We start from the raw sequence: 26,273 nt of genomic DNA on the forward strand, positions 1-26,273 counted from the left end.
GGGCTCCCGCGCGGGTCAGGCCAGCCAACCCGGCGTGATCATTCCGGACTCGTACGCCAGGATGACCAGCTGAGCCCGGTCCCGGACCCCCAGCTTGGTCATGATCCTGCTGACATGGGTCTTGGCGGTGGCGGGGGAGAGCACCAGCCGCCGGGCGATCTCGTCGTTGGACAGCCCCGCCCCGACCAGGCCCATCACCTCACGCTCCCGGTCCGTGAGCGCGTTCAGCCGCGGACCGGGATCGGGCTGCTTGACACGCCCCGCGAACTCGGCGATCAGCCGACGGGTGACGGCCGGGGCGATCAGCGCGTCGCCGCGCGCGACCACCCGTACGGCGTGCAGCAGCTCCATCGGCTCGGTGTCCTTGACGAGGAACCCGGACGCTCCCGCGCGGAGCGCCCCGTACACGTAGTCGTCCACGTCGAACGTGGTGAGGATGACGACCCGGACACCCTCCAGCCGCGGGTCGCCGACGATCCGGCGGGTGGCCTCAAGACCGTCCAGCCCGGGCATGCGGATGTCCATCAGGACGACGTCCGGACGCAGCTCGCGCGCGAGGGCGACCGCCTGCTCGCCGTCCGCCGCGTCGCCCACCACCTCGATGTCGGGTTCGTCGCTCAGGATGGACCCGAACCCGGCCCTGACGAGCGTCTGGTCGTCGGCCAGTACGACACGGATCATTCCGTCCCCCCGGTGGTGGTGAGCGGCAGCCGCGCGGTGACCCGGAAGCCGCGCGCGGTGTTCTCGGTGGTGAGCTCGCCGCCGAACGCCCTGGCGCGCTCGGCCATGCCGCGGATCCCGCTGCCCTCCGCCTCCGCGTCGGGCGCGCCCGCGCCGTCGTCGTCGACGCGCAGCCGCAGGTCCCGCTCCGTCCAGGACAAGGTGACCCGCGCGGCGCGCGCCCGCGCGTGGCGGGTGACGTTGGTGAGCGACTCCTGCACGATCCGGTACGCCGCGAGATCGAGCGCCGGGTCCAGGGGGCGCGGCGTGCCCTCGGTCCGGGTCGTGACCTCCAGACCGGCGGAGCGGGCCCGCTCGACCAGTTCACCGAGCCGGTCGAGACCCGAGACGGGCGCGGTGGGCGCGGCCTCGTCGGCCTGGCGCAGGACCCCGAGCGTGCCGCGCAGCTCCCGCAGCGCGTCCTTGCTGGTGGCCTTGACCGCCTCCAGGGCCTCCTGCGCCGCCGCGAGCCCGACGGCGGGGTCCGGCTTCTTGCCGAGCCGGTGCAGCGCGGCACTGGACTGGACGTTGATCAGCGAGACACTGTGGCCGAGCACGTCGTGTACTTCGCGCGCGATCCGCAGCCGTTCCTCCGTCGCGCTCTGCCTGGCGCGGGCCTCCTGCTCCCGTTCGGCGGCCAGGGCCCGTTGCTCGACCTCGTGGAGGTAGGCCAGCCGGGTGCGCTGGGCACGGCCGACGGCGACCAGGCTGATCAGCCAGCCGGCCAGCATCACCAGGGACGTGTCGTCGATCTGGCGCCGACCGGGTGCCTGCCGCAGCTCGCCGAGCCCGACGGCGAGCAGGGTGACCGAGGCGAGGGCGACGGAGGCGGCGAAGCGCCCCTCGGCGGCCGTGGTGTACAGCGCCACCGCGAAGGCGACCATCAGCGGACCGTCGTACGCGCTCGTCGGGTAGTAGGCGCCGGCGGCCAGCAGCGTGACGACGGCGACGGCGACCGGCCGGCGGCGACGGAACGCGAGCGCGCCGCAGCCGACGGCGATCAGGAACCAGCCGAGCACGGTGTGGCCGACCGGCTCGGTCCCGTAGCGCCCCGAGAGAGTCACCGTCAGGGTCCACCCGGCCACGAACACCGTGATGACGGCCGCCAGGACCGCGTCGGCCGTCCGCGCCGACACACGGCCTCGGCGGACGGGGGAGGGGAGGACCATGTGAGGAAGGATAGGCGCCGCCGCGAGGACGCCCCGCGCCGACGGCCCCGCGCCGACGGCCCCGTGCCGACGGTCCGGGGGCTCGACGCGGCGCGACGCGCTCGACACGCGTCGGTGTCGACGGTGTGGCTCGCTTGACACCAAAATCGAACATCCATTCTTATGGGGTTCCGGCCCGGCTTTCCGGGGAGGCGAGTCCCGGGATGAAGAGTTCGTGGACGCGAGCCCGGGGGAGCGAACCCCAGGAGTACGAGTCCCAGGAAGGCGCGAGTCCCAGGAAGGTGCGAGCCTCAGCGGGGTGAGCCACAGCGCGCATTCGGTCCCGCAGGGCCGCGGAGTTATCCACAGGTCGGAGGGACGTCGGGGCCCATTGTCAGTGGCAGGGGTTAGCGTCTTTGACGTGAAGCGATCGACACAAGCAAACCGGGTGGAACCCATGGCAGGAACCGACCGCGAGAAGGCGCTCGACGCCGCGCTCGCACAGATTGAACGGCAGTTCGGCAAGGGCGCAGTGATGCGCATGGGCGAGCGGTCGAGGGAGCCCATCGAGGTCATCCCGACCGGCTCGACCGCGCTCGACGTCGCGCTCGGCGTCGGCGGCCTGCCGCGCGGCCGTGTGGTGGAGATCTACGGCCCGGAGTCCTCCGGCAAGACGACCCTCACCCTGCACGCCGTGGCCAACGCGCAGAAGGCCGGCGGTCAGGTGGCGTTCGTGGACGCCGAGCACGCGCTCGACCCCGAGTACGCGAGGAAGCTCGGCGTCGACATCGACAACCTGATCCTCTCCCAGCCGGACAACGGCGAGCAGGCCCTGGAGATCGTGGACATGCTGGTCCGCTCCGGTGCGCTCGACCTGATCGTCATCGACTCCGTGGCCGCGCTCGTGCCGCGCGCGGAGATCGAGGGCGAGATGGGTGACTCGCACGTGGGTCTCCAGGCGCGTCTGATGAGCCAGGCGCTCCGGAAGATCACCAGTGCGCTGAACCAGTCCAAGACCACGGCGATCTTCATCAACCAGCTCCGCGAGAAGATCGGTGTGATGTTCGGCTCCCCGGAGACCACGACCGGTGGCCGGGCGCTGAAGTTCTACGCCTCGGTGCGTATCGACATTCGCCGGATCGAGACCCTCAAGGACGGCACGGACGCGGTCGGCAACCGCACCCGCTGCAAGGTCGTGAAGAACAAGGTCGCGCCGCCCTTCAAGCAGGCCGAGTTCGACATCCTGTACGGCCAGGGCATCAGCCGCGAGGGCGGCCTGATCGACATGGGCGTCGAGCACGGCTTCGTGCGCAAGGCGGGCGCCTGGTACACGTACGAGGGCGACCAGCTCGGCCAGGGCAAGGAGAACGCCCGCAACTTCCTCAAGGACAACCCCGATCTCGCCAACGAGATCGAGAAGAAGATCAAGGAGAAGCTGGGCGTCGGCGTCCGGCCGGAGGAGCCCGCGGCCGAGCCCGGCGCGGACGCGGCGGCGGGTGCGGCGCCCGCCGACGACGCGGCGAAGTCCGTCCCCGCCCCGGCGACCAAGGCCACCAAGGCGACCAAGGCCACCGCCACCAAGGCCTGACCCATGGTCCGGCGCACCGAATGGCCGGGCGACAGCCCCGACTCGTCGAGGGCCGAGAAGGAGCTGTCGCCCCAGGATCCGGTCGAGCGGGCGCGGGCGATCTGCCTGCGCCTGCTCACCGGAACACCACGCACGCGCAAGCAGCTCGCGGACGCGCTGCGGAAGCGGGAGATCCCGGACGAGGCGGCCGAGGAGGTCCTCTCCCGCTTCGAGGACGTCGGCCTGATCGACGACGCGGCGTTCGCGGGAGCCTGGGTCGAGTCCCGGCATCACGGGCGGGGCCTGGCACGCCGCGCGCTCGCCCGGGAACTGCGGACCAAGGGGGTGGACGCCGCGCTGATCGACGAGGCGGTCGCGGGGCTCGACTCCGAGCAGGAGGAGGCGACGGCCCGCGAGCTCGTGGAGCGCAAGCTCCGCGCCACCCGGGGCCTCGACCGGGACCGCCGCCTGCGCCGCCTCGCGGGCATGCTCGCCCGCAAGGGCTACCCGGAGGGCATGGCCCTGCGGGTGGTGCGGCGGGCGCTGGAGGAAGAGGGGGAGGACGTGGAAGGACTGGAGTACGACGGCTTCTGACGTACTGTCAGGCCGCCGCGACGGGGGTGCGGCGGCCGGGTTCGCAGGACGCGCACGGCCATGACACGGACGCCCGGCGGCGGGGCCGCCGAGCGGCGCTTCCCATGACACTCCGGCGGCGGGGCCGCGAGCGGGGAATCCGTGACCGTCACACGGCCGGCGTCCCGCATGGGGGGCGCCGTGACGCGGCCCCTCCAAAGCAGCCGGGCATACGGTGCGGCCGGGGCGTGCGGCGGTGGCCGGGCGTACGGCGGGGCCACGCCACAGGTCCCTGGAAGCCCGGGGGTCATGACACAGGTCCCTGGAAGCTCCGGGGGCGGCCGTGACGAAGCGGGGCCCCGGGCGAACGGCGGCTGTCAGGTGACGTCGGCGGGCTCGTCGCTGCGGGTGGCTCGGGGGGTCCGTACGGTACGGGCGCCGGACGTCCGGGCGGTACCGCGCGCCTGCTCCTGGCCGGTCGTACCGGTCGTGCCGGCCTCCTCCGTTGGCCCGGCGTCCCGGGGCGGTCGCGTACGGGTCGGTGCCCCGCCCCGCACCGCGTCGGCCGCCGCGTACAGATCGGCCGGGCGTACCCCGCTGAACGCCGCCGCCAGATGGCCGTCCGGGCGCACCAGCAGCACGCTGTGCGCGGACGCCCCCGGATAGGACTCCGCCACCAGCAGCTCACCGCGTACCGGCAGCGCGTCGACCGCCTCCGCCAGCCGGGGCATGACACCCGCCGTCATCCAGTGCCGCCGGTCCCACACGCCCGTGCCGGGCGCGACCAGCACCGCCAGCAGCCCCCGCCCGAGCCGGTCCCGCAGCCGCACGGTCGAACCATCCGGCGCCGTGACCCGCACATCGGCGACCGGCGCGCCCAGGGGCGTACCCACGCTGCTGTGCGACTCGGCGTACGGGGGTGCGAGCGGCGAGTTCGGGTACGCGGGCGGAGCGCCCAGCGGGCCGCGCCCCAAGTGGCCGTCGGTCAGCAGCGCGTCGTGCCCACGGGCACTGCCCCGCAGATAGGTCCGCAGCCCGTTGCCGCCCCGCAGGACAGGGAGCGACTGGTCGGCCGCGCGCAACCGGGCGGCGACCGCCGTGCGCCGCTCGGCCTGGTAGCTGTCGAGCAGCGCGTCGGACATGCCGTGGTGCCAGGCCAGGGCCAGTTTCCAGGCCAGGTTGTCCACGTCCCTGAGACCCTCGTCCAGCCCCTGCGTCCCGAGCGCGCCCAGCAGATGCGCGGCGTCCCCCGCCAGGAACGCCCGGTCCACCCGCCAGCGCCGGGCGAGCCGGTGGTGCAGCGTGTAGACGCCGGTGTCGATCAGCTCGTACACGGGGGTGTCGTCGCACCAGCCGGTCAGCGTCTCGCGGATCCGCCACACCAGGGCGTCGGGGGTGACCAGTTCGCCGCGCGGCGGCAGCAGCCAGTCCAGCCGCCAGCCGCCGTCCGGCAGCGGCCGGGCCGTGACCTCCTCGCCGCCGCCCCGCCATGGCGGCTGACGGTGGAGCAGGCCGGTGCCGGGCCACGGGAGCCGGGTGCGGAGCGCCGCGACGGCGTGCCGTTCCACGGCCGTACGCCCCGGGAAGCGGACGCCCAGCAGCTTGCGCACGGTGGAGCGGGCCCCGTCGCAGCCGACCACGTAACTGCCTCGCCACCAGGCCGACTCCGGGCCGCGCGTGTGCGCGGTGACCCCGGCCGCGTCCTGCTCGATCGCGTCGATACGGCTCTCCGTGACCACCCGGACGAGCTCCCGCTCGGGCAGCGCGGCGATGGCGGCGCGCAGGGCCCCGGCGAGGGAGTGCTGCGGAATGTGCAGCGGTGACGCGTCGCCCACCCCTCCGGACCCGTCCCCGAGCCCACCGACCCCACCGGGCCCCGACACCCCACCGGGCCCCGAGATCCCGCCGGGCCCCGAGATCCCGCCGGGCCCCGACACTCCGCCCACTGTGCCGCGCCCCACGGCTCCACCGAGCCCCCAGGCGCCGTCGCCCCGCGCGTCGGGGAGCCCGGCACGGTCGAGATCGTCGGCGGCCTCATCGACGTCGACACCGTCGGCCGGGCCCGCGTGACCGGAGAACTCGATGTGCCGCATCAACTGCTTGCGCCGCATGGACCGCCAGCCGGACCAGCGGGCGCCCTCGTCCCGTACGGCGTCGGCGCAGCCGAGCCGTTCCACGAAGGCCGCCGTGTCCGGGCGCAGGACGGCCGTCCGCGCGGGGCGGTACTCCTCCTTGCCGGTGCCCTCGTCCAGGACGACCGACGGAACCTCCTGCGCGGCCAGGGCGAGGGCGAGCGCCAGCCCGACCGGGCCCGCACCGACGATGATCACCGGATCCACGGCGTGACTCCCGTGACTCCTGGGACCGGAACGGTCATGCGGCGAGCAGGGCAAACGCGGGATGGAGCGGCTGGAGCCCGGTGAGCGATCACAGAACGTATGCAACCCACTGCGGGTGCTTGCGTCAAGTGACGAGGGCAGCGACGTGACCGCCGCTGCCCCCGAGGGTTCATCCAGCCGGTCCTCAGGGACCTCGGATGATGTCACATGCTGTCAGTTGTTCGTGGCACCAGGCCCGTCGGACCGCCCGCCACCACCGGCCTCAGTCGTACCGCCGTCCGTGGAACCGAAGCCTCCGGCGCCGCCACCCGTGGAACCGAAGCCTCCGGCGCCGCCACCCGTGGAACCCGCGACACCCGCGACACCCGCGCCGGTCGTCTCCCCGGCGGCGAGGACATCGGGGTTCTCGGCCGGGCCCGTGGCCGGTGCGACCGAGATACCGGTCCTGGCACGGCGCCCGCGCTTCTCGATCCAGGTGGCGAGCTGCGAGAGGAGCAGGCACATGCCGACGTAGATCGCACCGACGACCACGATGGTGGAGACGTACGGGTACTGCCCGTTGACCTGCGTGTTCGAGGCGATCAGCCGGGCGGAGTAGAGCAGCTCCGGGTACAGGATGATGAAGCCGAGCGAGGTGTCCTTCAGGGTCACTACCAGCTGGCTGATGATCGTCGGCAGCATCGCGCGGACGGCCTGCGGCATCAGGACGGTCGTCATGACCTGCGTCTTGCTCATGCCGAGCGCGTACGCGGCCTCGCGCTGTCCCTTGGGTACCGCGTTGACACCGGCGCGCAGCACCTCGGCCTGGACGCAGCCGTTGTAGATCGACAGGCCGACGGCCAGCGCCCACATGGAGTAGTCGGTCAGGAAACCGACCCAGACGGCGTAGATCGTGATCAGCAGCGGGATGGACCGGAAGAGTTCGATGAAGCCGGTGGCCAGCCAGCGGACCGGCTGGTGGTCGGAGAGCCGGCCGACGGCCAGGATCACGCCGAGCACCAGCGAACCGACCGCCGCGATACCGAACGCCTTGAGCGTGGCGATCACACCGTCGGCGATGTTCTGCCGGATGCCGTTGTAGTTGAAGATGTCCCACATCTCGGGGGCGAGGTGCCCCTTGGCGCTCAGCCGCAGGATGCTGACGACGATCAGCGCGACGATGGCGAGGGTGCCGACCACCGCGTAGATCCGGTTGCGGACGACGGCCTTGGGGCCGGGGGCGTCGTAGAGAACGCTGGCGCTCATCGGGCGACCTCCATGCGGCGCTCCAGCAGCCGGAAGATGCCGCTGATGGTGAAGGTGATGACCAGGTAACCGAGGACGACCCAGAGGAAGATGGGAACGATGTCGTAGCCCTGGTCGCTCAGCAGCTTCTGCCAGCCGAAGAGTTCGGCGACGCTGAAGGCACCGGCGATGGCCGAGTTCTTGGTGAGGGCGATGAAGATCGAGCTCAGCGGGGGCAGCACCGTCCGGGTGGCCTGGGGCAGCACGATCATCCGCAGCGTCTGGCTGAAGGTCATGCCGATCGACCGGGCGGCCTCGGCCTGGCCGACGGGCACCGTGTTGATACCGGACCGCACGGCCTCGCAGACGAAGGCGGACGTGTAGAAGCCCAGCGCCAGGGAGCCCAGGACGAACGGGCTCATACCCGGGAACAGCACCTCCGGCACCACGAAGAACGAGACCAGGAAGAGCAGCGTCAGCGGCGTGTTGCGCAGCAGCGTCACCCACGCGGCGCCGAAGAACCGCAGCGGCGGGACCGGGGAGACCCGGAAGCCGGCGATGAGGACACCGAGGAACAGCGCGATGGCCGAGCTGACGGCGGTGATCGACACGGTTCCTATGAAGCCGTCACGGAACTCTGGAAAATAATCGAGCAGTACGTTCATGAGGTCTCCGCGTCGGCGGTCAGCGGCTTACGGGCGGGAAGTGGGAAGCGGGGAGCGGCAGGCGGTAAGCAGGAGCAGGAGCAGGAGCAGGAGCAGGAGCAGGAGCAGGAGCAGGAGCAGGAGCAGGGGGGCGGGGGAGGCCGCGGGGCCGTACGCCGCGCGGGCGGAACCGGCGCCGTACAGGCGGAACCCCCGCCGCGCGGGCGGCACAAGGGGCTGAGCGCCCCGTACGCGGCACGTGCGGTACGGGGCGCTTCAGCGGTGCGAGATCAGTAGCGCTCGAGCGCCGGCGGCTCGGTGTAGTCGGAGCCGGACAGGCCGAGAGTGGCCTCGTAGATCTTCTTGTACGTGCCGTCCTTGATGCGCTTCTCCAGCGAGTCGCTGATCGCGTCGCGCAGGACCTTGTCGTCCTTGTTCATGCCGACGCCGTACGGCTCCTCGGTGAACGGCTGGCCGACGACCTTCAGCTTCTCCGGGTTCTGCGCCGCGTAGCCCTTGAGGATCGCGTCGTCCGTGGTGACCGCGTCGACCTGCTTGGTCAGCAGCTGCTGGACGCAGTCCGAGTACTTGGCGAGCTCGACGACGTTCGCGCCGTACTCGGGCTTCTTGATCTCCTGGAGCGGAGTGGAGCCGACGATCGAGCAGACCTTCTTGCCCTTGACCGAGTCCTTGCCCTTGATGGCGGTCTCGTCCTTGCGGACCAGGAGGTCGGCGCCGGCCTTGTAGTACGGGCCCGCGAAGCCGACCTGCTGCTTGCGCTTGTCGTTGATCGTGTACGTGCCGACGTAGTAGTCGACCTGGCCCTTGGAGATGGCCGTCTCACGGGTGCTGGAGTCGACCGTCTTCCACTCGATCTTGTCCTCGGTGAAGCCCAGGTCGGCGGCGATCATCTTGGCGATCTCGATGTCGAAGCCGGAGCGCTTCTTCGTGGACTGGTCCTCGAAGCCGAGGTACGGCTGGTCGGCCTTGGAGCCGATGACCAGCTTGCCGCGGTCCTTCGCCGCCTTGAAGGTGGGCGAGTCCAGGTCCACGCCCGTGGCGACGATGTAGTTCGGCAGCGTGGGGGCGCCCGACTCGCCGGGGTTGACGGCGGTCGGCTTGTCTCCGGCCGAGCCTTCCTTGCCACCACAGGCGGTCGCGGTCAGCGCGAGCACAGCAATGGCCACAGCGGCCGTCTTGCGGAGCTTCATGGTGAACATCCCTTATGTCGTGGTTCGTTGGTCGTCTGTGGTGAAGGATCCGTCGGCGGTTCCGTCGGCGGCTTCCGCTCGCGGTTCCGCCGGCGGTTTCCGTCAGTGGGTCCGTCGGTCGCGGGGATCCGTCAGCGCGGCGAGGTCTCTCAGCGGTGTCAGCGCCGAGAGGTCCCTCAGTGGTGAAGGATCTTCGAAAGGAAGTCCTTGGCCCGGTCGCTGCGCGGGTTGCTGAAGAACTGGTCGGGCGTGGCCTGCTCGACGATCCGGCCGTCGGCCATGAAGACCACGCGGTTGGCGGCGGAGCGGGCGAAGCCCATCTCGTGGGTGACGACGACCATCGTCATCCCGTCGCGCGCCAGCTGCTGCATGACCTCGAGCACCTCGTTGATCATCTCCGGGTCGAGCGCCGACGTCGGCTCGTCGAAGAGCATGACCTTGGGGTCCATCGCCAACGCCCGCGCGATCGCGACGCGTTGCTGCTGGCCGCCGGACAGCTGAGCCGGGTACTTGTCGGCCTGCGAGCCGACACCCACCCGGTCGAGCAGCGTCCGCGCCTTCTGCTCGGCGACCTTCTTGTCCGCCTTGCGGACCTTGATCTGGCCCAGCATGACGTTCTCGAGCACGGTCTTGTGCGCGAAGAGGTTGAACGACTGGAAGACCATGCCGACGTCGGCACGCAGCCGCGCCAGCTCCCTGCCCTCCTGGGGCAGCGGCTTGCCGTCGATCGTGATCGCACCCGAGTCGATCGTCTCCAGGCGGTTGATGGTGCGGCACAGCGTGGACTTGCCGGACCCGGACGGTCCGATGACGACCACGACCTCGCCACGGGCGATGGTCAGGTCGATGTCCTGGAGCACATGCAGCGCGCCGAAGTGCTTGTTGACGTTGCTCAGTACGACCAGGTCGCTTGCCGTCGGTGCGGCGTCCTCCGCGCCCTTGGTCACTGACACTCCGCTCATCGGCTTATTGCTCCGTCCTCCTCGGTTGCAGAGGACATTAAGCACGCGGCGCGACCAGCGTCATCACATCTGAGCGGAAATTGAGCATAACGATCCGGCTGCAACCGGACACTCCGCGTGAAGGGGGCGGCCGCCGGGAGTACCGGGTGGGTAACGGAAACCCCGCCGTAACGGGAACGGTCTTGACTGATCCGGCGCACATCGGTGTTCATGCCCTGGTAACCAATGCGAGTATCGACGCCGGAGCCGGCGCGGGTGCCGCACGCGCGGCGCCGACCACGCCGACGTATCCATCGCTCCCGTGGCAGGGGTTCCCTTGCCGGGAGCGATCCTGCCTGTCCGTACCGAACGCTGGACCTTTCCTGGAGGGGGGCCATGAGACTTCTGCTGGTCGAGGACGACGACCACGTCGCCGCCGCCCTGTCCGCGGTCCTCACCAAGCACGGCTTCACCGTCACCCACGCCCGCAACGGCGAGGAGGCCCTCCAGGCCGTCCTGCCCAGCGACAGCGCGGGCAGGGCGACGGCGCCCTTCGGGGTCGTCCTCCTGGACCTCGGGCTGCCCGACCAGGACGGCTACCAGGTGTGCGGCAAGATCCGGAAGCTCACCAGCACCCCCGTGATCATGGTGACTGCCCGCGGCGACGTCCGCTCCCGGATCCACGGCCTCAACCTCGGCGCCGACGACTACGTGGTCAAGCCGTACGACACCGGTGAACTGCTGGCCCGTATCCACGCCGTCAGCCGCCGCTCCGCCGGTGGGGACACCGACGACACCGGTGGCGCCGCCGACGAGGCCCCGCTGCGGCTGGGCCCCGTCGTCATCGAACTGCCCACGCGCCGCGTCAGCGTGGACGGGACGACGATCCCGCTCACCCGCAAGGAGTTCGACCTGCTCGCCCTCCTCGCGCAGCGGCCCGGCGTCGTCTTCCGGCGCGAGCAGATCATCAGCGAGGTCTGGCGCACCAGCTGGGAGGGGACCGGGCGGACGCTGGAGGTCCATGTGGCCTCCCTGCGCTCCAAGCTGCGGATGCCCGCCCTCATCGAGACCGTGCGCGGCGTCGGCTACCGCCTGGTCGCCCCGGCCGCGTAGGGCCCGGTACCACCCTGTGCGTACGCGCCTCCTCCCGCTGCTCATCGTCCTCATGGCCGGTGTGCTGCTGGCGCTCGGCTTCCCCCTTGCCGGAAGCCTCGCCGCCGCACGGCAGCAGACCGTCGTGGTGGACCGGATCGACGACACGGCACGGTTCGCCGCGCTCGCCCAGTTCGTCACCGAGTCGGGCCCCGGCATCGACGAGCGCAAGGCCACCCTGCAGGCCGAACTCACCCGGTACCACAGCGTGTACGACATCGAGGTCGGTGTCTTCTACCGCGACGGCACCGCCATGGCCCGCGCGCCGGAGGACTGGGACGTACCGAAGAAGGGTGAGTTGCGCAGGGCGTTCGCCGAGGCGCTGCTCGGCCGGCGCAGCCACGACCCGTCGCAGGTGCTCCCCTGGCAGCGGAACGCCCGCCTCGCGGTCGCCTCGCCGGTGGTACGGGACGGGGACGTCGTCGCCGTGGTCGTCACCGACTCGCCGACGGACCAGCTCCGTTCCCGGATCCTGCGCGGGTGGCTGATCATCGTGGCGGGCGAGTTCGCGGCGATGCTGCTCGCCGTCGGTGCGGCGATCCGGCTCACCGGGTGGGTGCTCAAGCCGGTACGGGTGCTGGACGCGGCCACCCACGACATCGCCACGGGCCGGCTGAACTCGCGGGTCGCCGCTGCCGGGGGCCCGCCGGAACTCCGGCGCCTGGCCCGTTCGTTCAACGAGATGGCCGACAACGTCGAGGACGTGCTGGAGCAGCAGCGCGCCTTCGTCGCCGACGCCTCGCACCAGCTGCGCAACCCCCTCGCCGCGCTGCTGCTGCGCATCGAGCTCCTCGCGCTCGAACTGCCTGAGGGCAACGAGGAGATCGCCTCGGTTCGTACGGAGGGGAAGCGGCTGGCGCGGGTCCTCGACGATCTGCTCGACCTGGCGCTGGCCGAGCACGTCGCCGCCGACCTGCGCCTCACCGACATCGGGGCACTGGCCGACGAGCGGGTCGCGGCCTGGCGCCCGCTCGCCGAGGAGAGGGGCGTCCGCCTGACCGGCGCCGAGGCGGCCGTCACCGCCTGGACGGATCCGGTGGCGCTGTCCAGCGCCCTCGACGCCGTGATCGACAACGCCCTGAAGTTCACCCCGGAGGGAGAGGAGGTCACCGTACGGGTCACGGCGCACCGCGACACCTCCACCATCGTGGTCGCCGACCTCGGCCCCGGCCTGACCGACGACGAACTCGCCCGCGTCGGCGACCGCTTCTGGCGCAGCGGCCGCCACCAGAACGTCAAGGGCTCCGGCCTCGGGCTGTCCATCTCGCGCGCCCTGCTCACGGCGTGCGGGGGCTCGATCGCGTACGCCCACAACGAGCCGCACGGGCTGTGTGTGACGGTCACCGTGCCGCGGACGCAGCCGACCGCGGGTCCCTCCCACGGCCCCGCCCATGGTGCGTGAACCCGCCCTCCCGGCCCGCCTTCCCGGCCCGCCTTCCCGGGCCCGCCTCCCGGGCCCGCCCTCCCGGGCTGCCTTCCCGGGCCCGCCCTCCCGGGCTGCCTTCCCGGGCCCGCCTCCGCGGACTCGCCTTCCCGGGCCTGCCCTCCCGGCCGCGAAAAGGGCCCCGTCTTGACGATCAGGCGACGGGCAGAACCGGCCGGCGGAGCTGGGCCACACCGGCGGCCGACGCTACGGCTTGACCGACAGGTAGTAGCGTCGCGCACCCTCGTGCAGCGGGAGAGGGTCCGTGTAGATGGCCGTGCGCAGGTCCACCAGCTGCGCCGGGTGCACCTCGCGGCCGATCCGGTCCCGGCTCCTGATCACCGTGCGCGTGAAGCCCTCCGTCAGGGCGTCGTCCGTACCGTCCGTCGTGACCAGCAGGTTGGTCACGGCGACGGTCGATACGGGCTTGCCGTCCTGCGCCAGGTCGTAGGCGTCGGCCGGAATCACCGCGGAGCGGTAGTAACGGCTGCGGCCACCCGCCCCGTGCACCTTGTCCACGACGTCCGCCTCCAGCGGCACCAGCCGGATCGGGAAGCGTTCCGACAGGCGCTGTACGGCGCTGGTGGGCAGCCCGCCCGACCAGAAGAAGGCGTCCAGGCGGCCACGTTCCATCAGCCCCGGCATGGTGTCGATGCCGGCCGACACGGGCCGGATGTCGTCCGACGGATCCAGCCCCGCCGCCAGGAGGAGCCGGTCCGCGAGCAGCCGTACGCCCGACCCCTCCTGCCCGACGCCGACGCGCTTGTCCCGCAGGTCGCGCATGGACCGCACGTCCGAGCCCTTCGGCACGACGAGCTGCACGTAGTCGTCGTACAGCCGGGCACAGCCGCGCAGCCGGTCGGCGCCGGGCCTGCGTTCGTGGATGTACGTGGCGACGGCGTCGGCCGTGGCGATGGTGAAGTCCGCCTCGCCGGACGCGAGCCTCGCCAGGTTCTGCTGGGAGCCCTCGCTGTTCCGCAGCGTTATCGCGACCTCGGGCAGGTCCCGGCCGAGCGCCTCCTCCAGGAGCTTGCCGTACCGCTGGTAGACGCCTGTCGGCACTCCGGTGCTGAACGTGATCTCTCCGCGTGGAGGGTCGTCGCAGAGCGGCAGCAGCCACCACAGGAGCAGGGCCGACGCCAGCGCGGCCACGGCCGACGCCAGGGCGGCACGGCGGCGGGCGGTACGGGCGATGACCGGGGACATGGCCGCGATCCTGCCAGGGCACCGCCCGTGATGGCCAGGGCGGTGCCGCCCGTCGCGGTGCGGAGACGCGACGCGGCGGTCCCCTGACGGTCCGGCCCGCTTCCCGGAGGTCTTCGCGGCCGGGCCTGGCCGCCCGATGGCCGGGACCGGCCCGGGGGAAGTCCCGTACTCTGGTGAGCGCGATGAGTGGGATGACTGCGATGAGTGCGAAAACATACGAGGTCCGCACCTACGGGTGCCAGATGAACGTCCACGACTCCGAGCGGCTCTCCGGCCTGCTGGAGGACGCGGGGTACGTACGGGCGCCCGAGGGCTCCGACGGCGACGCCGACGTGGTCGTCTTCAACACCTGCGCGGTGCGCGAGAACGCCGACAACAAGCTGTACGGCAACCTCGGCCGGCTCGCGCCGATGAAGACCAGGCGGCCGGGCATGCAGATCGCCGTCGGCGGCTGCCTGGCCCAGAAGGACCGCGACACCATCGTCAGGAAGGCGCCGTGGGTCGACGTCGTCTTCGGTACGCACAACATCGGCAAGCTGCCCGTACTCCTGGAGCGCGCACGCGTCCAGGAGGAGGCGCAGATCGAGATCGCCGAGTCGCTCGAAGCCTTCCCCTCCACCCTGCCGACCCGGCGTGAGTCCGCCTACGCCGCGTGGGTCTCCATCTCCGTCGGCTGCAACAACACCTGCACCTTCTGCATCGTCCCCGCCCTGCGCGGCAAGGAGAAGGACCGTCGCCCCGGCGACATCCTCGCCGAGATCGAGGCGCTGGTCGGCGAGGGCGTCTCCGAGATCACCCTCCTCGGCCAGAACGTGAACGCGTACGGGTCCGACATCGGCGACCGCGAGGCGTTCTCCAAGCTCCTGCGGGCCTGCGGCAAGATCGAGGGCCTGGAGCGCGTCCGGTTCACCTCGCCGCACCCGCGCGACTTCACCGACGACGTCATCGCCGCCATGGCCGAGACGCCCAACGTGATGCCGCAGCTGCACATGCCGCTCCAGTCCGGCTCGGACACCGTCCTGAAGGCGATGCGCCGTTCGTACCGCCAGGAGCGCTTCCTCGGCATCATCGAGAAGGTACGCGCCGCCATCCCGCACGCCGCCATCTCCACCGACATCATCGTGGGCTTCCCCGGCGAGACCGAGGAGGACTTCGAGCAGACCCTGCACACCGTGCGCGAGGCCCGGTTCGCCCAGGCCTTCACCTTCCAGTACTCCAAGCGCCCCGGCACCCCCGCGGCGGAGATGGAGAACCAGATCCCCAAGGAGGTCGTGCAGGCGCGCTACGAGCGGCTGGTCGCCCTCCAGGAGGAGATCTCCTGGTCGGAGAATAAGAAGCAGGTCGGCCGCACCCTGGAGGTCATGGTCGCCGAGGGCGAGGGCCGCAAGGACGACGCGACCCACCGTCTGTCCGGCCGTGCCCCCGACAACCGCCTGGTCCACTTCACCAAGCCCGAGCAGGACGTACGCCCGGGCGACGTGGTGACCGTCGAGATCACGTACGCGGCCCCGCACCACCTGCTGGCCGAGGGCCCGACCGTCTCGGTGCGCCGCACCCGCGCGGGCGACGCCTGGGAGAAGCGCAACGCCGCCGAGGCGGCGAAGCCCGCGGGCGTGATGCTTGGCCTGCCCCAGATCGGCGTTCCGGCCCCGCTCCCGCCGGCCGTGAGCGGCTGCGCGGTCGACTGACGCGCCGCGCGTCCCCGACGCGGGGCGCGGTACGGCGGCGCGGTACGGCGGGGTCCGCCACGGGAACGTACGCGCGCGGGCGCGGCGAGGACGCGGCGTGGCCCGCTCCGTCGTGTCGGGGCGCTGGGGCTCCGTGGCGCCGGGGCCGTCGTGCCGGATCGGTGGCGCCGGGGCTCCGCAGCGCCGTGCGGCCGGGCGGATACGCTGCTGATCATGCTCGTCGCCGCAGCCGTCTGCCCCTGCCCACCGCTCCTCGTCCCCGATGTCGCCGCCGGTGCCGCGCCCGAACTGGACGCGGCGCGGGTCGCGTGCGCGGACGCCGTCGGCCTGCTCGCCGCGTCCCGCCCCGACCTGCTCGTCGTCGTCGGCCCGGACGCGGAGCCGGCGGGCACCCGCCGGTACCCGGCCGGGACGGCGGGGGACTTCCGGGGGTTCGGCGTGTCCGTCGACGTACGGCTCGGCAGCCCCGATGCCGGCCCCGCGCCCACCCCGGAACTCGACCCCGTGTCCGCGCCCGCCCCGGCTCGCGATTCCGAGTCCGCGCCCGCCCGCCCGCCTCTGCCCGCGTCGCTCGCCGTCGGCGCCTGGCTGCTCGGCCGGGCCCGCTGGGCCGGTGCCCCCGTCGAGGGGCTCGCCGTGGACGAGCGGCTGGCACCGGACCGCTGTGCCGAGACCGGCCGCGAGCTCGCCGCACGGGCGCCACGGGTCGCCCTGCTGGTGATGGGCGACGGGAGCGCGTGCCGCACGGTGAAGGCGCCCGGCTACCTGGACGAGCGCGCGGCGGGCTTCGACGCGCGTGCCGCCCGGTCCCTGGGTTCGGCGGACGTGGCCGCGCTGGCGGCGATCGACGCCGACCTCGCGTACGAACTGAAGGCCGCGGGGCGAGCCCCGTGGCAGGTGCTGGCGGGTGCCGGTGAGGCGGCGGGAGAGTCCCTGGAGGGACGCCTGTACTACGAGGACGCGCCCTACGGCGTCGGCTACACCGTCGCCACCTGGTCCTGACACCACCTGGTCCTGACACCACCTGGTCCTGACGCCACCTGGTCGTGACGACGGCGGACGGCCGCGGAGCGCGATGCTCCGCGGCCGTCCGCCGTGGATCCGTCCATGCCGCGGTCTCGTGAGGTGCCGGCCGGGATCAGGGGGCAGGCGGTGCCGGCGGTGGCGCACCGCCGTCGTCCTTGTGGGCGATCCGGTCCAGGGCGTGCTTCGCCTTGCCCGTACCGGACTCGATCTTGTCGCTGTACCGGCCCTTGGTCTTCTGGTCGACCACCTTCGCGGCCCTGTCGAGCCCGTGGTCGATCTTGTCGCCATGCTGCTGGGCCAGGTGGGAGACCTTGTCCTTGGCGGGGGCGAGCTTGGTCTTCAGCGAATCCAGGATGCCCATGGGTCACCCTCCCTCAGGAGTGTCCGTCGCGATGCCGCCGCGCGGTGCCATGTGGTTCACCGGAGTCCTGCGCGGTTCTCAGGAGCCCTCCGCGGTTCCGAACGGCTACTTCCGGGCGCTTTCGCCGGCCTCGTTGTCCGCCGCCTCCTCTGCCGACTGCTGCTTGGGGATATCCACGCCGTCGGCGGCCGCCGCGGCCTTCTCGGACTCCTCCGGCTCGCCGGTCTCGCCCGACGCCCTGGCGTCGTCGCCTGCGGCACCCGCCGACTCGCCGCCGTCCTGCGCCGCCTTCTCCGGCGCCGCGTCCGCGTCGGCCGTCAGCGTGGCGGTCGCCGCCTTCTCCGCAGATCCGGTCGAGTCCGCCGAGCCGGTGGAACCGGTCGCGTCGGTCGACTCCGTCGAGGTCGCGGCAGAACCCTCGCCCTTCTCACCCTTCCGGCGAAACCATGCAAAAACGCCCATTTCAACTCCATAGCGTACTCGTGTGGGCGAAATCCCGCGCCGTCCGGAGCGTCCCATTGCGTCGCCCGGTGGGGCCGGTGTCGAAAACCGGCGGTCGGAACCTCGCAACTGGCAACGACGCTCATCCCGCGCCGTCACGTAACTCGTTCGGGGACGAGCCGTGAGGTTTGCGAGACTGGTGCGGTGAAAAGCGCAGCCCCCGCTCCGCGGGTCATCGCCGTCGTCGGCCCCACGGCAGCCGGAAAGTCCGATCTGGGAGTATTCCTGGCGCAGCGGCTCGGCGGTGAAGTCGTCAACGCCGACTCCATGCAGCTGTATCGCGGGATGGACATCGGCACCGCGAAATTGACCCTGGAGGAGCGCGGTGGCATCCCGCACCACCTCCTCGACGTCTGGGACGTCACCGAGACCGCCAGCGTCGCGGAGTACCAGCGGCTGGCCCGCGCGGAGATCGACCGGCTTCTCGCCGACGGCCGCACGCCCGTCCTGGTCGGCGGATCCGGGCTGTACGTACGGGGCGCCGTCGACGCCCTCGAATTCCCGGGTACAGACCCCGCCGTCCGCGCCCGTCTGGAGGCGGAGCTGGAGGAGCGCGGCTCCGGCGTCCTGCACGCCCGCCTCGCCGCCGCCGACCCCGCCGCGGCCGAGGCGATCCTGCCCAGCAACGGCCGCCGTATCGTCCGGGCCCTGGAGGTCATCGAGATCACCGGCAAGCCGTTCACCGCGAACCTCCCGGGACCGGACTCCGTGTACGACACCGTCCAGATCGGCGTCGACGTGGAGCGCCCCGAACTCGACGACCGGATCACCGCGCGCGTGGACCGGATGTGGGACGCCGGACTGGTGGACGAGGTACGGGCCCTGGAGGCCCGCGGGCTGCGCGAGGGGCGCACCGCCGCCCGGGCGCTCGGCTACCAGCAGGTGCTCGCCGCGCTCGCGGGGGAGTGCACCGAGGAGGAGGCGCGCGCCGAGACGGTCCGCGCCACCAAACGCTTCGCGCGCCGCCAGGACTCCTGGTTCCGGCGCGACCCGCGCGTGCACTGGCTCGGCGGAGGAGCCGCGGACCGACGGGAACTCCCCCGACACGCGCTGACGTTGGTCGAACGAGCGGTTACAGCCTGATCACGTGATGGCATCGGGACGCACTGTCCGTCATCGCGGAGCCCTTGGCCGTGCCATCATCGAGCATCGATCGACCAGTGAATCCGAGTGGGGAGGGCGCGTGGCGATGGAGGCCGGCCCTCGCGACAGAGAACAGCACGAAGCACCGGACGGGACGCACCGCACGCAGGCGCAGGCACAGGCGCAGTCCCGTGCCCATGCGCCGGGCGTGCCGAGCCTCAGCCCGGACGGTCCCGAGCTGACCGAGGACGGGGTCCAGGAGATCTCTCCGAACGAGGTCGAGGTCGAGCTGCGCCCGCAGCGCCGGCTGAGGATCTGGCAGCTCGCCCCCATCGTCGGGCTCGCCGCCCTCGGGTCGCTGATGTTCGCCTTCCCGCTCGCCTTCGGTTCCGGTGACGGCGGGGCGGTCCTGGCCATGCTGGGCCTGCTGCTCAGCGGCTGCGCCGCCGGCTGGGGCCTGATGGCCGGGCGCCGTGTCGGGTACACCTGGCCGGGGCTGCCCGCCCGGGGCTCGGGCGACCGCCCCGACTGGCGCGTGATCGCGCTGTACGTCGCCGGGACAACCCTGCTGGTGGCCCTGGCCGTCTGGCGCGTAGCCCGCCTGCGCTGACCCGCGCCTCCCCCGCCTGCGCTGACCCGCCTCCCCGCCCTGCGCCGGTCGCGCCCCACCGCGCGCCGAGCGCCGGCCGACCGCCGCCGCTGACGCGCCCCCGCGCCGACACCCGCCCGCGCCCAGGCGCTGGACGCGTACGACGCCGACCCCCGGCCCCGCCCCGTGCCCGCCCGGCTGTCGTACCCGCCCCGTACGATTGATCCCGTGACCATCGACCCCGTGACCTCCGCCGACTCCGCGACCAGCGCCGCGCCCATCGCCTTCCTCAAGGGGCACGGCACCGAGAACGACTTCGTGATCGTGCCGGACGCGGACAACGCCATCGACCTGCCCGCCTCCCTCGTGGCGCGCCTCTGCGACCGCCGCGCGGGCGTCGGCGGCGACGGGCTGCTCCACGTCGTCCGGTCGGCCGCGCACCCCGAGGCCCGGGACATGGCCGCCGAGGCCGAATGGTTCATGGACTACCGCAACGCCGACGGCTCGGTCGCCGAGATGTGCGGTAACGGCGTCCGCGTGTTCGCCCGCTACCTGGAGCACGCCGGCCACGCGGCCGCCGGGGACGTCGCCGTCGCCACGCGCTCCGGTGTGAAGCACGTCCACCTCGCCAAGAACGGGGACGTCACCGTCTCCATGGGCCGTGCCCGGCTCCCCGAGGGCGGCGTCACGGTCACCGTCGGCGGCCGCAGCTGGCCCGCGCGGAACGTGAACATGGGCAACCCGCACGCGGTGGCGTTCGTCGACGACCTCGACCACGCGGGGGACCTGCTGTCCGAGCCGCCGTTCAGCCCGGCGTCGGTCTACCCGGACGGCGTCAACATCGAGTTCGTCGCCGACCGGGGCCCGCGCCACGTGGCCATGCGCGTCCATGAGCGCGGCGCCGCCGAGACCCGTTCCTGCGGCACGGGCGCGTGCGCCGTGGCCGTCGCGACGGCCCGCCGGGACGGCGCCGACCCGGCGACGACGGGAACCCCCGCCACGTACACCGTCGACGTCCTCGGTGGCACCCTCGTGATCACGGAGCACCCGGACGGCGAGATCGAGATGACGGGGCCCGCCGTCATCGTGGCCGAGGGGCACATCGACCCCGGCTGGCTGGTCACGGCCCACGCCTGAACATTCGCTCGAATGGGTGATCCGTTTCACGCTGAGCGAGAGCGGGACTGCCCCGCGTGGTGGGCTCGGTAGCATCAAGCACCGGCCCGGCGGGCACGCCTTGCCCGCCCACCGCCGGTCGACGCCGCCGGAGGTGCCCCCATGAGCGCAGAGGCCACCAACCCCAGTGCTCCCATCCGCAGGCGCGGCCTCCCGAGGATCGACCTCCGGAGGCTCGGCCGCGCCGCCCTGCTCGGTCCCGCGGCCAGGGACCGGCTCCCCGACGCGATCGGCCATGTCGCCGAAGCGCACCGCGCCCACCACCCCGACGCCGACCTGGCGGTGCTGCGCCGTGCGTACGTCCTCGCCGAGTCGTCCCACCGCGGTCAGTTCCGCAAGAGCGGCGAGCCGTACATCACCCACCCGCTGGCCGTGACGCTGATCCTCGCCGAACTCGGGGCGGAGACCACCACGTTGACCGCCGCGCTCCTCCACGACACCGTCGAGGACACGGAGCTGACGCTGGGACAGGTCCGGGCCGAGTTCGGGGACGAGGTGTGCTACCTGGTCGACGGCGTGACCAAGCTGGAGAAGGTCGACTACGGCGCCGCCGCCGAGCCGGAGACCTTCCGCAAGATGCTGGTCGCCACCGGCAACGACGTCCGCGTCATGTCGATCAAACTCGCCGACCGGCTGCACAACATGCGCACCCTCGGTGTGATGCGCCCCGAGAAACAGGCACGGATCGCCAAGGTCACCCGGGACGTGCTGATCCCGCTCGCCGAACGGCTCGGCGTACAGGCGCTCAAGACCGAACTGGAGGACCTCGTCTTCGCGATCCTCCACCCCGCCGAGTACGAGAAGACCCGCGCCCTCATCGCGGACAACGCCACGGCCGGGGACGCGCTCGCCGCCATCGCCGACGACGTCAGGAACGTCCTGCGCGAGGCCGGGATCAGCGCCGAAGTCCTCATCAGGCCACGCCACTTCGTCTCCGTCCACCGCGTCAGCCTCAAGCGTGGCGAACTGCGCGGCACGGACTTCGGGCGGCTGCTCGTCCTCGTAGCGGAGGACGCCGACTGCTACGGCGTGCTCGGCGAACTGCACACCTGCTTCACGCCGGTGATCTCCGAGTTCAAGGACTTCATCGCGGCACCCAAGTTCAACCTGTACCAGTCGCTGCACACGGCCGTCGCCGCCCCGGACGGGGCGGTCGCCGAAGTCCTCATCCGTACGCACCAGATGCACAAGGTCGCCGAAGCCGGCGTCGTCGCCCTCGGAAACCCGTACGCCCCCGCCGACCCCGCCGAGCCCCCCGGCGACCGCGCGTCGGCCACCGACCGCGCGCCCGCCGCCGACGACGGCCCGGCGGCCGGCGACCGCGGACCGGGCACCGCCGACCGGGCACCGGCCGGTGACGGCGAGCCGGCGGACGACAGCGAGCGGATCGACCCGACCCGGCCCGGCTGGCTCTCCCGGCTCCTGGACTGGCAGCAGTCCGCCCCCGACCCCGACACGTTCTGGACCTCGCTCCGCGCCGACCTCGCACAGGACGGCGAGATCACCGTCTTCCGCTCCGACGGCGGCACCCTCGCCCTGCCCGGCGGCGCGACCTGCGTGGACGCCGCCTACGAGCAGTACGGCGAGGCCGCCCACGCCTGCGTGGGCGCCCGCGTCAACGGCCGGCTGGCGACGCTCGGCACGGTCCTGCGCGACGGCGACACGGTGCAGCTGCTGCTCGCCGGCGACAGCACGTCCGGGCCCTCACCCGACTGGCTGGGCCACGCCAGGACGCCCGCCGCACGGATCGCCATCAGCCGCTGGCTCGCCGCCCACCCGGAGAGTACGAAGGACGCCACGGCCACGCCCCGCCCGCCCGCCGCCGTCACCGCCGACCGGCACCGCACCGCGAACGCCGTGGTGGACCTGCCCGACGCGACGGTACGCCTGGCCGGGTGCTGTACGCCCGTACCGCCCGACGCGGTCACCGGCTTCTCGGTACGCGGCGGCGCGGTCACCGTGCACAGGACCGGGTGCCCCGCCGTACGGCGCATGGAGTCACTCGGCCGGGCGCCGGTCACCGTCCGCTGGGACGGGGCCGCCGAATGCCGGGTGACGCTCGTCGCCGAGTCGTTCGGACGCCCGCGACTGCTCGCCGACCTGACCGAGGCCATCGCCACCGCGGGCGCCGCGATCGTCTCGGCAACCGTCGAACCGCCCAGCGAGCAGCGGGTCAGACACACGTACACGCTCCAGCTGGCCGACGCGGCGGAACTGCCCGCGCTGATGCGCGCCATGCGCGATGTGCCGGGCGTGTACGACGTGAGCCGCGCCCAGCACCCCGCGACCACCGGCTGACCGCCCGCCGCACCCACGTCCGCACGGACCACGCGACTCACGTCCGCACAGGCCCCATGTGACCCGCCGACGCCATGGCCGGTCGGCCAGGCGGACGCTGTTCGGGTGCGTGGGTAGCGCGCCGCCGAGGCCGCAGGCGGGGGCGCTGGTAGCGGTTGTCCATGTCCCTCACCACTCGACGACTGCGCGCGGTCCTGGTGGCCGCGACCTCGGCCGGGCTCATCGCCGCGGCCCTTCCGTCGCCCGAACCCCTCGGTATCGGCGACCGGCTCTTCCCCCACCTCGGCAACCCCGGATACGACGTCACGTCCTACGACATCGCCTTCACCTACAAGGGTGACAACAGCAAGCCGCTGGACGCCGTGACCAAGATCCAGGCGCGCGCCACGGAACGACTCGACCGCATCAACCTCGACTTCACGCACGGCACGGTCCGCACCGTCGAGGTCAACGGCGCCCCCGCCGAGTTCGCGACCACCGCCGAAGACCTGGTGATCGAACCCTCCCGGCCGGTCGCCGCCGGAACGGACCTCAGGATCTCCGTCGCCCACACCAGCGACCCGACCGGCCCCAACACGGCAGGCGGCTGGATCCGCACCGCCGACGGCCTGGCCATGGCCAACCAGGCCGACGCCGCGCACCGGGTCTTCCCCTGCAACGACCACCCGGCCGACAAGGCCTACTTCACGTTCCGCATCACCGCGCCCAAGGACCTGACCGCCGTCGCCAACGGCCGCCGGGTCGCCTGGAGCCTCGCCGGTAACACCGCGGAATGGCTGTACCGCTCCAGTCACCCCATGGCCACGGAACTGGCCCAGGTCTCCATCGGCAGCTCCGCCGTCGTGAACCGCCGGGGCCCGCACGGACTGCCCCTGCGGGACGTCGTCCCCGTCGGCGACCGCGAGCTCATGGAACCCTGGCTGAAGAAGACCCCCGGCCACATGGAGTGGATGGAGCGGCAGATCGGCCGCTACCCCTTCGAGACGTACGGCGTGCTGATCGCCGACGCCGAGACCGGTTTCGAGCTGGAGACCCAGACCCTCTCCCTCTTCGAGCGGCGGCTCTTCACCCACCAGGACATTCCCCGGTGGGCCGTGGAGTCGATCATGGTCCATGAGCTGGCCCACCACTGGTTCGGCAACAGCGTCTCGCCCCGCACCTGGTCCGACCTGTGGCTCAACGAGGGACACGCCACCTGGTACGAGGCCCTGTACGCGGAGGAGACCGCGAAGCAGCCGCTGGAGCGCCGCATGCGCGACGCGTACACCGCCTCCGACCAGTGGCGGTCCGCCGGCGGACCCCCGGCGGCGCCCCGCTCGCCCGCTCCGGGCCAGAAGATGAGCCTCTTCCGGCCGGTCGTCTACGACGGCAGCGCCCTGATCCTGTACGCGCTGCGGCAGGAGATCGGGAAGGACGCGTTCCAGCGGCTGGAGCGACGCTGGGTGACCGAGTACGCACACTCCACCGCGTCCACCGCCGACTTCGTGCGCCTGGCCTCCGACGTCGCGGGACGGGACCTGGCCACGTTCATGGAGGGATGGCTGTACGGGGACAAGACGCCGCCCATGCCGGGACACCCCACCTGGCGCAGCAAGGCCCCCGTCCCGGACAAGGCCGCCGCGAGGAAGCCGGAGAAGGCCGCGGCCAAGGGGTAGGACCGCAGGTGGGGCCGAGGGGTGGGACCCCGCGCGAGGGGTAGGAAACCCGCGTGACGCGCCGGGCGGGGCCGTGCGACCATCGACAGGTCGCGCGGCGCCGCCGGGCCCGGGGAAACCACCGGACCCGCCTCGGGAATCTTCCCGGGGCATCACGCGTTGTGACAGACGAATCGGACTTCCCATCGACGTAAGGATCCAATGACCTCCTCTTCTTCCCCTTCCCAGGCCGAGCAGAGCTTTGCGGACACCAACCGCGCCGAGAGCCTTCGGGCCGATGCCCTGATGGAAGAGGACGTCGCCTGGAGCTACGAGATCGACGGAGAGCGGGACGGCGACCAGTTCGACCGTTCGGAGCGCGCGGCGCTGCGGCGTGTGGCGGGCCTCTCCACCGAACTCGAGGACGTCACCGAGGTCGAGTACCGGCAGCTGCGCCTGGAGCGTGTCGTGCTGGTCGGCGTATGGACCTCGGGGACCGTGCAGGACGCGGAGAACTCCCTCGCCGAGCTGGCCGCGCTCGCGGAGACGGCGGGCGCCCTGGTGCTGGACGGTGTGATCCAGCGCCGCGACAAGCCGGACCCGGCCACGTACATCGGCTCGGGCAAGGCGACCGAGCTGCGGGACATCGTGCTCGAAACCGGGGCCGACACTGTCGTCTGCGACGGTGAGCTGAGCCCCGGCCAGCTGATCCACCTCGAGGACGTCGTCAAGGTCAAGGTGGTCGACAGGACCGCCCTGATCCTCGACATCTTCGCCCAGCACGCCAAGTCCCGAGAGGGTAAGGCGCAGGTGGCGCTCGCGCAGATGCAGTACATGCTGCCGAGGCTCCGAGGCTGGGGTCAGTCGCTCTCCCGGCAGATGGGTGGCGGCGGCGGTGGCGGCATGGCCACGCGTGGTCCCGGTGAGACGAAGATCGAGACGGACCGGCGACGGATCCGCGAGAAGATGGCGAAGATGCGCCGGGAGATCGCGGAGATGAAGACCGGCCGTGACATCAAGCGGCAGGAACGGCGCCGCAACAAGGTGCCGTCGGTGGCGATCGCCGGCTACACCAACGCCGGCAAGTCGTCCCTGCTCAACCGGCTGACCGGGGCGGGCGTCCTGGTGGAGAACGCGCTGTTCGCCACCCTCGACCCGACCGTGCGCCGGGCCGAGACGCCGAGCGGCCGCCTGTACACGCTCGCCGACACCGTCGGGTTCGTACGGCACCTGCCGCACCACCTGGTCGAGGCGTTCCGCTCCACCATGGAGGAGGTCGGTGACTCCGATCTGATCCTCCACGTGGTGGACGGCTCGCACCCGGCCCCGGAGGAGCAGCTCGCCGCCGTCCGCGAGGTGATCCGCGACGTCGGCGCGACGAACGTGCCCGAGATCGTCGTGATCAACAAGGCGGACGCCGCCGATCCGCTGGTCCTCCAGCGCCTGCTGCGCATCGAGCGCCACTCGATCGCGGTGTCGGCGCGGACCGGCGCGGGCATCCCCGAGCTGCTGGAGATGATCGACGCCGAGCTGCCGAGGCCGCAGGTCGAGATCGAGGCGCTCGTGCCGTACACACAGGGCGGGCTGGTCTCGCGCGTGCACGCCGACGGTGAGGTCCTCTCCGAGGAGCACACCGCCGATGGCACCCTCCTGAAGGCGCGGGTCCACGAGGAGCTGGCCGCGACGCTGGCTCCCTACGTCCCGGCCGCGTACTGACGGACCCGTACAGAGGGACCCGTACAGACGGACCCGTACCCACGGGACCCGTA

Annotated in this window: 22 protein-coding genes; 12 read left to right on the forward strand and 10 right to left on the reverse strand. The window is 72.2% G+C overall.

All coding sequences use genetic code 11. The features are described from left to right. Positions 1–15: 15 nt before the first annotated feature. Both ACGF5U_RS24635 and ACGF5U_RS24640 read right to left on the reverse strand, forming a co-directional pair. Positions 16–681, reverse strand: a complete 666-nt coding sequence (locus tag ACGF5U_RS24635) for a response regulator (RefSeq protein WP_392713251.1) — start codon at positions 679–681, stop codon at positions 16–18. Further along, positions 678–1,889 (reverse strand): sensor histidine kinase, encoded by a 1,212-nt coding sequence (locus ACGF5U_RS24640; protein ID WP_392713252.1) that lies wholly within the window; start codon positions 1,887–1,889, stop codon positions 678–680. Before ACGF5U_RS24640 ends, ACGF5U_RS24635 begins: the two co-directional genes overlap by 4 nt. 436 nt (positions 1,890–2,325) lie before the next feature. Between ACGF5U_RS24640 and recA the strand changes: the two genes are divergently transcribed. Both recA and recX read left to right on the forward strand, forming a co-directional pair. Then, positions 2,326–3,456 (forward strand): recombinase RecA, encoded by a 1,131-nt coding sequence (gene recA / locus ACGF5U_RS24645; protein ID WP_392713255.1) that lies wholly within the window; start codon positions 2,326–2,328, stop codon positions 3,454–3,456. A gap of 3 nt (positions 3,457–3,459) precedes the next feature. After that, positions 3,460–4,029 (forward strand): recombination regulator RecX, encoded by a 570-nt coding sequence (gene recX / locus ACGF5U_RS24650; RefSeq protein ID WP_392713257.1) that lies wholly within the window; start codon positions 3,460–3,462, stop codon positions 4,027–4,029. 356 nt (positions 4,030–4,385) lie between these two features. On the opposite strand, the gene ACGF5U_RS24655 is transcribed toward recX, so the two are convergent. The 5 genes from ACGF5U_RS24655 to ACGF5U_RS24675 all read right to left on the reverse strand — a co-directional run bounded on the left by ACGF5U_RS24655 (position 4,386) and on the right by ACGF5U_RS24675 (position 10,388). After that, on the reverse strand, positions 4,386–6,347 hold the full coding sequence (locus tag ACGF5U_RS24655; RefSeq protein ID WP_392713258.1) for an FAD-dependent monooxygenase: 1,962 nt from the start codon (positions 6,345–6,347) through the stop codon (positions 4,386–4,388). Between the two features lie 213 nt (positions 6,348–6,560). After that, positions 6,561–7,592 (reverse strand): amino acid ABC transporter permease, encoded by a 1,032-nt coding sequence (locus ACGF5U_RS24660; RefSeq protein ID WP_392713259.1) that lies wholly within the window; start codon positions 7,590–7,592, stop codon positions 6,561–6,563. Continuing rightward, positions 7,589–8,236, reverse strand: a complete 648-nt coding sequence (locus tag ACGF5U_RS24665; protein WP_392713260.1) for an amino acid ABC transporter permease — start codon at positions 8,234–8,236, stop codon at positions 7,589–7,591. The genes ACGF5U_RS24660 and ACGF5U_RS24665 overlap by 4 nt, the downstream gene beginning before the upstream one ends. Before the next feature lie 269 nt (positions 8,237–8,505). Beyond that, a complete protein-coding gene (locus tag ACGF5U_RS24670) occupies positions 8,506–9,426 on the reverse strand; it encodes a glutamate ABC transporter substrate-binding protein (protein ID WP_392713261.1) in 921 nt (306 codons plus the stop codon). A 176-nt stretch (positions 9,427–9,602) separates the two neighbouring features. Next, positions 9,603–10,388: an amino acid ABC transporter ATP-binding protein gene (locus tag ACGF5U_RS24675; RefSeq protein ID WP_392713262.1), complete on the reverse strand. Its 786-nt coding sequence runs from the start codon at positions 10,386–10,388 to the stop codon at positions 9,603–9,605. 375 nt (positions 10,389–10,763) lie between these two features. Here ACGF5U_RS24675 and ACGF5U_RS24680 point away from each other — a divergent pair, with 375 nt between their 5' ends. Both ACGF5U_RS24680 and ACGF5U_RS24685 read left to right on the forward strand, forming a co-directional pair. Further along, positions 10,764–11,480 (forward strand): response regulator transcription factor, encoded by a 717-nt coding sequence (locus ACGF5U_RS24680; RefSeq protein ID WP_392713264.1) that lies wholly within the window; start codon positions 10,764–10,766, stop codon positions 11,478–11,480. Between the two features lie 16 nt (positions 11,481–11,496). Further along, positions 11,497–12,921 carry an ATP-binding protein gene (locus ACGF5U_RS24685; protein ID WP_392713265.1) on the forward strand — a complete coding sequence of 475 codons (1,425 nt, stop codon included), beginning with the start codon at positions 11,497–11,499 and terminating at the stop codon, positions 12,919–12,921. Between the two features lie 228 nt (positions 12,922–13,149). On the opposite strand, the gene ACGF5U_RS24690 is transcribed toward ACGF5U_RS24685, so the two are convergent. Beyond that, on the reverse strand, positions 13,150–14,148 hold the full coding sequence (locus ACGF5U_RS24690) for a TAXI family TRAP transporter solute-binding subunit (RefSeq protein WP_392713267.1): 999 nt from the start codon (positions 14,146–14,148) through the stop codon (positions 13,150–13,152). 191 nt (positions 14,149–14,339) lie between these two features. Here ACGF5U_RS24690 and miaB point away from each other — a divergent pair, with 191 nt between their 5' ends. Both miaB and ACGF5U_RS24700 read left to right on the forward strand, forming a co-directional pair. Beyond that, on the forward strand, positions 14,340–15,836 hold the full coding sequence (gene miaB / locus ACGF5U_RS24695; RefSeq protein WP_392713268.1) for a tRNA (N6-isopentenyl adenosine(37)-C2)-methylthiotransferase MiaB: 1,497 nt from the start codon (positions 14,340–14,342) through the stop codon (positions 15,834–15,836). Positions 15,837–16,049: 213 nt separating this feature from the next. Then, a complete protein-coding gene (locus tag ACGF5U_RS24700; protein ID WP_392713270.1) occupies positions 16,050–16,838 on the forward strand; it encodes a class III extradiol dioxygenase subunit B-like domain-containing protein in 789 nt (262 codons plus the stop codon). Positions 16,839–16,974: 136 nt separating this feature from the next. Here ACGF5U_RS24700 and ACGF5U_RS24705 read toward each other — a convergent pair whose 3' ends face one another. Then, positions 16,975–17,223 (reverse strand): antitoxin, encoded by a 249-nt coding sequence (locus ACGF5U_RS24705; RefSeq protein ID WP_392713271.1) that lies wholly within the window; start codon positions 17,221–17,223, stop codon positions 16,975–16,977. 105 nt (positions 17,224–17,328) lie between these two features. Then, a complete protein-coding gene (locus tag ACGF5U_RS24710; protein ID WP_392713273.1) occupies positions 17,329–17,685 on the reverse strand; it encodes a hypothetical protein in 357 nt (118 codons plus the stop codon). A gap of 183 nt (positions 17,686–17,868) precedes the next feature. Here ACGF5U_RS24710 and miaA point away from each other — a divergent pair, with 183 nt between their 5' ends. The 6 genes from miaA (at position 17,869) to hflX (ending at position 26,220) form a co-directional block, all read left to right on the forward strand. After that, the gene (gene miaA / locus ACGF5U_RS24715) at positions 17,869–18,807 is read left to right on the forward strand and encodes a tRNA (adenosine(37)-N6)-dimethylallyltransferase MiaA (RefSeq protein ID WP_392713274.1); all 939 of its coding nucleotides are present in this window, start codon (positions 17,869–17,871) and stop codon (positions 18,805–18,807) included. A gap of 106 nt (positions 18,808–18,913) precedes the next feature. Then, the gene (locus ACGF5U_RS24720) at positions 18,914–19,417 is read left to right on the forward strand and encodes a hypothetical protein (RefSeq protein WP_392713710.1); all 504 of its coding nucleotides are present in this window, start codon (positions 18,914–18,916) and stop codon (positions 19,415–19,417) included. A 207-nt stretch (positions 19,418–19,624) separates the two neighbouring features. Beyond that, complete coding sequence (dapF, locus tag ACGF5U_RS24725; protein WP_392713275.1) at positions 19,625–20,533, forward strand: diaminopimelate epimerase; 909 nt, start codon at positions 19,625–19,627, stop codon at positions 20,531–20,533. A 141-nt stretch (positions 20,534–20,674) separates the two neighbouring features. After that, positions 20,675–22,870, forward strand: a complete 2,196-nt coding sequence (locus tag ACGF5U_RS24730) for a RelA/SpoT family protein (RefSeq protein WP_392713277.1) — start codon at positions 20,675–20,677, stop codon at positions 22,868–22,870. 161 nt (positions 22,871–23,031) lie between these two features. Next, positions 23,032–24,525, forward strand: coding sequence for a M1 family metallopeptidase (locus ACGF5U_RS24735; protein ID WP_392713279.1), 1,494 nt, complete (start codon positions 23,032–23,034; stop codon positions 24,523–24,525). A 201-nt stretch (positions 24,526–24,726) separates the two neighbouring features. Further along, positions 24,727–26,220, forward strand: coding sequence for a GTPase HflX (gene hflX, locus ACGF5U_RS24740; RefSeq protein WP_392713281.1), 1,494 nt, complete (start codon positions 24,727–24,729; stop codon positions 26,218–26,220). Positions 26,221–26,273: the final 53 nt, after the last annotated feature.

The organism is Streptomyces sp. NPDC047886, assembly GCF_043204435.1.
Classification (GTDB): Bacteria; Actinomycetota; Actinomycetes; order Streptomycetales; family Streptomycetaceae; genus Streptomyces.